This window comes from Pelosinus baikalensis, assembly GCF_020819555.1.
GTDB classification, from domain to species: Bacteria; Bacillota; Negativicutes; order DSM-13327; family DSM-13327; genus Pelosinus; species Pelosinus baikalensis.
Map to the genome: position 1 here is coordinate 1 of NZ_JAJHJB010000077.1, position 9,069 is coordinate 9,069.

Here is a 9,069-nt window from a genome sequence, read left to right on the forward strand (position 1 = left end):
TATAAAGTAAACATATGCGACATACATAAGGTTCCCCTCCTATTTTTCATAAATTGATGGTCCAATTGTATCTTATAAAAAAATCCCGTCTGGATCTTGCTTTAAGAGGACAAGAAATTTTACGTTTAGATTTTTACTTTTTTTCATTTAAAGCTTTGTATTCCTGACGATATCTTTTCTTTTCATCATTAGATAGTACCTTATCACGTATTTCCATATCATCAATCCTCCATTTCGTTATGAGTGAGCCAAAGGCAATTCCATTTTGTCTAATTTTCTTGCTCGGTTAGCAACTTGTCAGCGTATGCAATAAGTTTTTTCTTATTGCATAGAGATAAGGCTTTATACAATCTTGATATCTTATCTCTACCAGTAATAAGCTCACCTTGATCTATGTATAGCTCTGTTATCTCATTGATATAATCAATCGGTAAATTAAAGGCTTTAGCGTATACCGCTATATTTTTTCGTGATGGTGATTGAACCCCGCGGAAATGTTCATTTATGGTGGCATCATCAAAACCAGTCTTTCTACAAAGGTCTGCCTGAGATAGATTATTTTCTTTAATATATATTTGTAGCCATAAAGAAAAAGGTGTCATTAGGTTAGTCCTCATTTCTAAAAATATCCATTTTTTCTTTTATTGAATTTCACTTCTTCACATTCCCAATAGTAGCTATTATCTAATTGTTTCTGTTGGTTGCAATTTTTCTTCATCTGTAAAACCTATACCCACTATTTCAACAGGTTCAGTTAAAGATTGATTTTTAGTGATTTTTTATTTACGCTTACTAAAAATCAAAGTCCTAAATTTAGATTCCCCAAGCAGCTTTAATATATCTGTCCATTTCCGGTTCTATATTATAAGTTATAAAATTCCATAAGAAGAAAAAAAATCCTGCCAAATTTCTACAAAAATCTTAGCTTAAAGCGCTAGCAATAGTTGAGCCAAGGCTGATGCCTGATCATTATACTCACGTATAATCAAAGTATAAAAATTTCTTCCATGGGCATAATTATTGACAAACAACCCTTTATCAACTATATTAAAGTATATACGAATTGCGCATACGCAATCAAATTAATAACGCCAAAACGCCCCTGTTGACGCAGGAGCGCTTGGCAAAGAGGAATACTAGAGGCTACCTAAGTAGTGCTTGGATGATCTGAAAAATTATCCAAGCAAAGACACTTGAAACTGTGATTTTGAAGAATTTAGTTTCAAAGTGCATCGGCAATCACCTCCCGTATTCAATTAAGGACAACTACTGAGAATAGTTGTCCTTAACTATTATACTTCAATTTTGATATTGGTTGGAAAGCTTTTTTAAAAAATTAAGAGCAATTGTAATCATTTGGTTACCCCTTAAAAATGTATTTAAGTTTTGGGCTTTAGTTGCTTATAATAAGAAGACACAGCTCTGCTCCACTAATGGATGGGCTGTGTCTTTCTTATAGTTTTTCGCCGTTACCAGTGATACGTTTCTGCGTATCCGGTCTAACGGCTAAATTTAATTCTCATTAAAATTCGTAGTTATAACCGTTATTAGAAAAGATCAATTGCTTTCTCATATTGTGGCCTCCCATTTATATTTACCTGTACAAGTGAGAGTGGGCAGAATTATCCACAGTAGACAGTTTTAATACTTTGCGGAAACTCAAACACATTATGAGGATCATACTCTTTCTTGATACACCGTAATTCTCGTAAATGTTCGCCATAGTAGGCATACTCATAATTTGGCAAATTATTATAAGGAAAGTTTACATATGAACCCACAGATAGAGTATAAATATACTTAAACCCTGATGCTACCCATTCTTTAACGACCGGCGCTGCTGCTTCATTCTCCCAGCTAGACGAAATTCCCATTATATAGTTAGCCTGCCTGTAAAAGAAAGCGGTACTATCTGTTTTCATAGCCCTGACGGCTCCGCCTAATGAGTACAGCCCAATAAATGAATTATCCTCAGTAGGTGCGACTTCTATAATGTCTACAATTCTTTCCAATTCACAATGAGAAAGCTGTCTTTCGATAAATCTTCCTGTAGCTTTAAAAGCCTCCCGCTTAGGATAGATTTCCCCTATTATCTTTACAGCATCAATAAAGTCTACATACTCAATATTCTGGAAATTTATTCCAGGTATACTTAAAAAAGGCTCTAGAATCTGTCTAGCCTCCTCAGGATATCCATAAAAGAATCCAAAAAGCCAAGGGCCTGGCTTGTATATTCTACCGAAGACACTGATCCTCGGATCTAAATTTCTTAACCACTCTTGCCAGACTCGTAAAAATTCAAGCCTAGCAGACTTATTACCCCACTTTAGCTGAATGAGCGTTATTTTGTTTATCTTCTTCAAATGGAATTTGTATGAGGTCATGACCCCAAAATTCCCGCCTCCAGCTCCTCTCAACGCCCAAAATAATTTTTCATTATGGCAGTTATTTGCTGTTAACAGGTTTCCATTAGCATCTACCATTTGTGCTTCAATAAGACTATCAGTCGTAAGCCCTAAATATCGTGTAGATAAGCCTATACCGCCTCCTAATACCAACCCAGAAATCCCCACCGTCGGACAAGTTCCACCGGGAAAAGCATATCCCGAATTATAGAGGGTTTTATATAAATGCATGAGCCGCGTTCCAGCTTGTACTTCAACGGTATCGTCCTCAGAATTGACCTTGATACCATTCATGAAAGAAGTATCTATGACCAGTTTATCCGTACCGACAGAGTAGCCCTCGTAATGATGTCCTCCAGAACGAATCCTCACTTGTACCCCTTGTCTTTCTGACCATAATAAAGCATTAATTATATCCTGTACATTACGGCAATAACAAATCGCCAAAGGGCATTTGTTGATCGCCTCATTGTATTCTTGTCTCGCCCTATTATACTCAACATCACAAGGTAATATCACCTTTCCTGTTAGACCTTGGCAATCCAAAGTATTCACTCCTTCTTATTTCTCTTCAGATTATTTTATGTTAATTGCCCAAAATCCGTTACAGGAACCAACATGACTACTGCTTCCATGAACAAAAAAACCCCTAACTTACAAGCCCTTTTAAAGGCTAACGGATATATCCCCGTTAGCCTTTAATTTTTAAGTACGACTTAAATTGGTAAGATGTATAAAAATTTATTAAGGACTTTAAATCCTGCTACTATTTTACTAGAATATGCATTGAAAACTTTTTCGAATCAGTATAACGACGATATTTATTTTTCTATATGTAATTAATCTGGGTAATTTGTCATAAGTACACAAGGAGTTCCTTTAGCTACTTATAATAAGAAGACACAGCGCATCCATTAGTGGAGCAGAGCTGTGTCTTCTTATAGCTTATCACCGTTACCAATGATCATTATTTAATGTAAATCTTTTTTCAGCAGTCCCTGAATCGCTTTTGCCAATTCCTGCACAACTTCCGGAGGTGGCTGTTCTTTAGGGTACTTTTTACCACCTACAATCCAGCCATCCTTTGTCGCAAGAATTTCTTGCTTTTTCTTATCCTCTGCCATAAAGACACCACTCCTTTACTAATACTCACACCGCTCTAATGTGATGATCATTGATTCTTTTGTCCCCATCTCCCAATAAATCCACTTTATTCCTGACTCTTTTTTACTGGCTGACTACTATCAAATGCCATAATAGGTACTGTAATAATAAGAGGTAAACTTAAAAATGCCATAACCCGATGTAACCAGCGATTTTTACCAAGCGCTTGTGCGACCTCTCCCCATAGGTATGCTGTCAATATGGCATATATAATTTTTAAAAGATCAAAAAACCATCTATAATTATGCAACTGTGTCATTGTTTTTTCTGTTGGAAAAGACCATCCTAGAATTTGCATCATAACGAATACACTTACTAACCCGATTATAAATATTCCAGATGTATACAAACCCGGTTTAGACATTACTTGTTTAGCAAGAATATACGTATTCCACACCGGTATAAGTGTCTCCCAAAACTTTATCGTATTATCAAATTTAGTAATAACACGAAAATTAACATAGCATATAAATACCAAAATTGAAATAAATAATACTGCAAAAAATACTAACATCTGAACACTCTCCAATGTAATTTTTCGTAGAATATTATAAACTGCTCTATTATTTCCATAAAAGCCAAAGAACTCCTGCCAAATTTCTACAAATTTTAGCTTAAAGGTTTGCAATAGTTGAGCTAAAGCTGATGCATGATCACTGTGCTCACATAGATTTCAGAGTATAAAGATTTCTCCCATGGGCATAATTATTGACAAACAACTCTTTATCAACTATATTAAAGTATATACGAATTGCGTATACGCAATCAAATTAATAACGCCAAAACGCCCCTGTTGGCGTAGGAGCGCTTGGCAAAGAGGAATACTAGAGGCTACCTAAGTAGTGCTTGGATGATCTGAAAAATTATCCAAGCAAAGACACTTGAAACTGTGATTTTGAAGAATTTAGTTTCAAAGTGCATCGGCAATCACCTCCCGTATTCAATTAAGGACAACTACTGAGAATAGTTGTCCTTAACTATTATACTTCAATTATTATTTGCTGGAAATTTTTTTTATTAATTGCGGGCAATCATTTGGTTGCCACTTAAAAATATATTCTTATGTATTGCACTCTACATTACCGACGGACAAACCATAAATAATTAGTACAATAAAAACACAGCCCTATCCACTAGTGGATGGGCTGTGTTTTCTTCATTTAAGGTTATAATTGTACTATCGAATTGGGACTGATCGAGTATCTTCTTTCATTATTTCTTGCAGTAGATAATCAGGGATCTCTCCAACCTTTTTAGTTTCTTGAACTTTCCATCCTTTGGAGACAATAACCAACTGACCATTACTATATTGGCTAAAAGATACTTTTCTTGATTGTTGTGGAAACCCAACATATGGCGGGTCAGTATCTAGAATTGCTATAGGTGTTTCACTAATTTGTATATCATGAAAATCCCCTTTTATAATAACACCAAATTTATAATCTAGGTTCATTCTTCGTCCTCCTTATTATTAATTCAAAAGTGTTTATAAAATTATTTATACACCTCTGAATTCCACTGCTTTACCCCTTACAAGATTTTCAAAAGGTCTTCCTTCTCAGATCTTTTTTACTCACATGAAATTTCTATTATGATTTTAGGTAACTAATTCGCTTCACACATTTATTTTTTAAAATGAAATTATAGAAGGAATTTTCTCATCTACATTTATCTCAATTAAAGATTTTTCCCTACCAGTATAGACAAAATTGCTGTTTGGAGAAGCTGCAATTTTGTTAGAACTTAGGAATGCATATGGATCAACATTTATCGTTGAAACTATCTTATTTGTATTTATATCAATTATTAATATATTCTTCTCACTCCTGAAACAGACAAATTTTCCATCTGAAGTAATAGCAACTCCATCAGGCTGTTCCGTTCCTAAAGATATAGACATAACACTTTTTGTAGCTATATCAATTGCGGATACTATGTTAGTACTAATATTAGCAGTATAAATAAATTTGCCATTAGGAGTAATTGCTATTGCAAACGGACTATTTACATCGATTTCAGTTACTACCTTACTTAAAAAAATATCAACTACAACGATCTTACCGGCACCAAAATTTGCAACATATGCAAACTTGCCATTTGGGTCGATTACTAATCCAACTAAAGTACCAACTACATTGATTTCATTGACTAACCGATTTGTAGATATCTCAATCACAGATATTTCATTCTCGTGTGAAGCGAGTACGAACTTACCATCTGGTGTAACTGCTATTCCCATCGCCTCTTTTGAAGTAATTGTTACTATTGCCTTTGTTTGAACGTTAATTGCTAATACACCGATATCTAATGCCAAATAAATGATATTTTCATCTGGCGTAGCTGTGATCCCATAAATAATAACTCCCATTAAGTAGTCACTTACAGTCAGTGTTTCAACCACCATTTTTTTTTCTATATTCATGACAATTATATCCCAAGAATTTATTGCGATATACGCAAGTTGCCCGTTGCGCGAGATAGCGATTCCCAAATTAGCGCACCTCTTTCCAATTAATATTTTTGGCTTATTGTTGTATTCATTCCATCAAGAGCAATATTAATAGGATTGTTATCGTACCAATAAACACCAACTCGGACAGGGCCTCCCATACTCTTTTGAACTTTAACTTCATATGTCTTCCAATCTGAACCAACTGGAAGATACTCTGTCATTTTCACTCCCTCGCCAATACCTCTATTTCCAATAGCCAGTCTTATTACTCTATTTTCCACCAAAGAGACTGATCGCATAGTAACCTTAAATATAACTGTTGCTATCATATGTTTATTAAGATCACAATAAATAAACGGGTTGACAATTTTCCCATTCTGATTATTAAAGTAAATGTGATAATTGCTATGATGATTTGCTGGATTCTGTATCTCATGGTGAGAACATCTAAATTGCCACTGTTCGGCATCTAGGCTAAAGACTCTTGTTTCATTCATAGTTATGTTCATTCCCTTCGTTTCACTTAAGGCACAGAACTACTATTTGCCCTACGTCCTCTTAGATCTCTCTAACTTTAAGTGGAACGAGTCATAGCACGTGTTCTGTACTTTACTTGCACACCTAATAGCTCAATGTACAATTTTCTTTTTATTTCCGTCTGATAACTGGAAATTCCCACCACTAAGGTAGACTAGGAAATGCATTACCTACATTTGGCAAGACTGATATCAAAACTATATGTTATAACCCCCATGAATTTATATGGTCAATCAATTCATGGGGGTTATAGCACTTTGACACCCAATCGGTAATTTGAGATTACATATTCTTTTAAATATATTTTATCAGCCGTCGATTTTTGCTAATTCAAGTACTGAATTTGAGATCTATACATAGGCAGGTTCTCGTGTTTCTACCTTCATGGGGTTTATAACACTTTGGTACCCAACTGTAAGATCCAAGAAACCATTGCCTTCCTTCATTTTTTGATAGCCCAATGTGACTGTCCGTTTACATAGCTGTGCATAAATTTCATCTTCTGTAAGGGTACGCCCAAAATCTTTTTCGCACTGATTGATGATGAGAGCCGCTGCGCCAGCAACATGTGGAGTGGACATGGATGTACCGGAAAGACTGGCATATTTGTTCCCAGGATACGTAGAATAGATATTAACGCCAGGTGCGACCATATCGACCTCATTATTCATAGTACTAAATTTAGCCATTTTTTTGTTTAAGTCCACTGCTCCTACACCGACAACTTCATTAAAAGCGCCTGGAAATAGTTTTTGAGATTTACCTGAATTTCCAGCCGCGCAGACGACAAGAATCCCGCCATTTGTTGCCCGAATGACTGCCTCATGTAGTGTTTGATTATCTTGTTCACCACTCAAAGACATCGATATAATACGTACATTTTGCCCCTGCGGTCCTTTCCAATCAATTGCATAGTTGATGGCATCGATAAGACTTTGATAACTACCACTTCCGTTATTTTGTAAAACCTTAAGAATCAAAAGATTTGATTGCGGAGCAATACCAACAACACCTTGGTTATTTTCAGCGGCGGCAATCGTACCCGCCACATGTGTACCATGCCCGTTTCCATCGTCAAACTTATTTTCATCGCCATTATAGTCAGATGTAAAATTACGCCCACCGATAATACGGTCCTTTAAATCGGGATGGTCTATTTGGCAGCCCGTATCTAAGACTGCAATTACGACTCCGCTCCCACGTCTGCTATCCTCCCATATTTCAGGAGCCTTCATCAATTGAACACCTTCTGGAATCTCATTAATATCCTCCTTAATATTTGCAACTTCAAACGGTACAAGTCTCAATTCATCCATATTAATTCCTCCTGAAAATTATTGATAACTATTATTATTGCCTGATATTCATCCTTTATGTATAGAAAAGCAAACTAGGAGCTAAATCTTTGGATAACTATTAGAAGGTAATATTCTGTAAAAGAAGCACTAGCCTTGCATTTAAAGACATAATATTTTCTAATAATAAGGCTCCACTGGCTTTTGATTTAACTGGTTCATCTTTAGTCACAAATGAAGACTTATTTGTCTTTGTCCTTGTTATACCATTTGTCGGCCTACCATTGGGATCCTCGGTAGCAAGATAAAATTCAATCAAAGGGTCAGCGACACGATCTTTCCAAACGACAGGAACCTGAGAAATATCTGGATTTTTCGCCCGAAAATCACGATTCAATACCTTAATTTGACTCTGAATCTGTTCATCAGAAATATTTTGCTCCGGCGTATTCCAAACGACATGAACAACAACTGGGATTTTGGTAACATCAGTCAATGCGTTGGCACGAGCACTTTGCATAAAATGCTGTGTCATACTTTCGATCTGGGACCGAGCTGCCCGATACTCCGCTGACTCTTTCAATAATCTTCGATCAACTTCTGACGTACCGCAAGTTCGTTTTGTTGGCTGTGCTTGTTCACTCATTTTCTTTTAATCATATCCTTTCTGTTTAATTCCAAAGTATATTCTTTCCTAGTTTTTCGTTAATAGTCAGAGAAATACTGTAAATATCATGGTAAAATACTATTATCCAATATTACTTAAAAGTGATGGTACTAATAATGAAAGCAACAATTAATCGACAACTATTTATTGAAAACATTTCCCCTCTTCCTGCTGCTAATGGTGTATCAATACTAATTGCTGATGGTATTTTATCAGTAGCGAGTTTTGGTCAAGGCGTTACAGGAAGAATTCCAGCTTACGTGTTAAACGATGGACAGGTATTTCTGAATGCGGAGCAATGGAGCCAAATTGTTTCTGCAATAGAAAACAGTCACAAATTATATACTGATATAAAAATTTAAGCTTAAGCGGATTCCGTTTAGGCTTTTAGAGTGGTATTATATATACAAGGCGGTGCATCCGCCTTTTTCTTTAACCGCTCAATCGAACATATGTACTAACCACACATATCTCTAAGAGTAGTAATTATTTAAATACATGAAAAGAAGGTGATTTTTATGCGGACTAGTGACAATATGAATATTGCCA

Annotated in this window: 10 protein-coding genes; 1 reads left to right on the plus strand and 9 read right to left on the minus strand. The window is 35.7% G+C overall.

The window, feature by feature from the left end; all coding sequences use genetic code 11:
• Positions 1-269: 269 nt before the first annotated feature.
• The 9 genes from LMF89_RS24420 to LMF89_RS24460 form a co-directional block, all read right to left on the minus strand.
• On the minus strand, positions 270-602 hold the full coding sequence (locus LMF89_RS24420) for a helix-turn-helix domain-containing protein (RefSeq protein ID WP_229537427.1): 333 nt from the start codon (positions 600-602) through the stop codon (positions 270-272).
• A gap of 1,020 nt (positions 603-1,622) precedes the next feature.
• The gene (locus LMF89_RS24425; protein ID WP_229537428.1) at positions 1,623-2,951 is read right to left on the minus strand and encodes an FAD-binding oxidoreductase; all 1,329 of its coding nucleotides are present in this window, start codon (positions 2,949-2,951) and stop codon (positions 1,623-1,625) included.
• Positions 2,952-3,376: 425 nt separating this feature from the next.
• Positions 3,377-3,529 (minus strand): hypothetical protein, encoded by a 153-nt coding sequence (locus tag LMF89_RS24430; RefSeq protein WP_229537429.1) that lies wholly within the window; start codon positions 3,527-3,529, stop codon positions 3,377-3,379.
• Positions 3,530-3,615: 86 nt separating this feature from the next.
• A complete protein-coding gene (locus LMF89_RS24435; RefSeq protein WP_229537430.1) occupies positions 3,616-4,083 on the minus strand; it encodes a hypothetical protein in 468 nt (155 codons plus the stop codon).
• A 663-nt stretch (positions 4,084-4,746) separates the two neighbouring features.
• The gene (locus LMF89_RS24440; RefSeq protein ID WP_229537431.1) at positions 4,747-5,022 is read right to left on the minus strand and encodes a hypothetical protein; all 276 of its coding nucleotides are present in this window, start codon (positions 5,020-5,022) and stop codon (positions 4,747-4,749) included.
• A 177-nt stretch (positions 5,023-5,199) separates the two neighbouring features.
• Complete coding sequence (locus LMF89_RS24445; RefSeq protein WP_229537432.1) at positions 5,200-6,060, minus strand: YncE family protein; 861 nt, start codon at positions 6,058-6,060, stop codon at positions 5,200-5,202.
• Between the two features lie 20 nt (positions 6,061-6,080).
• Entirely contained in the window at positions 6,081-6,518 is a 438-nt protein-coding gene (locus LMF89_RS24450; protein WP_229537433.1) for a hypothetical protein, read from the minus strand.
• 390 nt (positions 6,519-6,908) lie between these two features.
• Positions 6,909-7,874: a S8 family peptidase gene (locus LMF89_RS24455; RefSeq protein ID WP_229537434.1), complete on the minus strand. Its 966-nt coding sequence runs from the start codon at positions 7,872-7,874 to the stop codon at positions 6,909-6,911.
• Positions 7,875-7,974: 100 nt separating this feature from the next.
• Positions 7,975-8,499 carry a zinc metalloprotease gene (locus LMF89_RS24460; protein ID WP_229537435.1) on the minus strand — a complete coding sequence of 175 codons (525 nt, stop codon included), beginning with the start codon at positions 8,497-8,499 and terminating at the stop codon, positions 7,975-7,977.
• 137 nt (positions 8,500-8,636) lie between these two features.
• Here LMF89_RS24460 and LMF89_RS24465 point away from each other — a divergent pair, with 137 nt between their 5' ends.
• The gene (locus LMF89_RS24465; RefSeq protein ID WP_229537436.1) at positions 8,637-8,882 is read left to right on the plus strand and encodes a hypothetical protein; all 246 of its coding nucleotides are present in this window, start codon (positions 8,637-8,639) and stop codon (positions 8,880-8,882) included.
• The last annotated feature ends 187 nt before the right edge of the window (positions 8,883-9,069 follow it).

Coding starts and splice junctions, on each gene's coding strand:
- LMF89_RS24420 (WP_229537427.1), bottom strand. CDS start 602: ATGACACCTTTTTCTTTATGGCTACAAATATATATTAAAGAAAATAAT.
- LMF89_RS24430 (WP_229537429.1), bottom strand. CDS start 3,529: ATGGCAGAGGATAAGAAAAAGCAAGAAATTCTTGCGACAAAGGATGGC.
- LMF89_RS24435 (WP_229537430.1), bottom strand. CDS start 4,083: ATGTTAGTATTTTTTGCAGTATTATTTATTTCAATTTTGGTATTTATA.
- LMF89_RS24440 (WP_229537431.1), bottom strand. CDS start 5,022: ATGAACCTAGATTATAAATTTGGTGTTATTATAAAAGGGGATTTTCAT.
- LMF89_RS24450 (WP_229537433.1), bottom strand. CDS start 6,518: ATGAATGAAACAAGAGTCTTTAGCCTAGATGCCGAACAGTGGCAATTT.
- LMF89_RS24455 (WP_229537434.1), bottom strand. CDS start 7,874: ATGGATGAATTGAGACTTGTACCGTTTGAAGTTGCAAATATTAAGGAG.
- LMF89_RS24460 (WP_229537435.1), bottom strand. CDS start 8,499: ATGAGTGAACAAGCACAGCCAACAAAACGAACTTGCGGTACGTCAGAA.
- LMF89_RS24465 (WP_229537436.1), top strand. CDS start 8,637: ATGAAAGCAACAATTAATCGACAACTATTTATTGAAAACATTTCCCCT.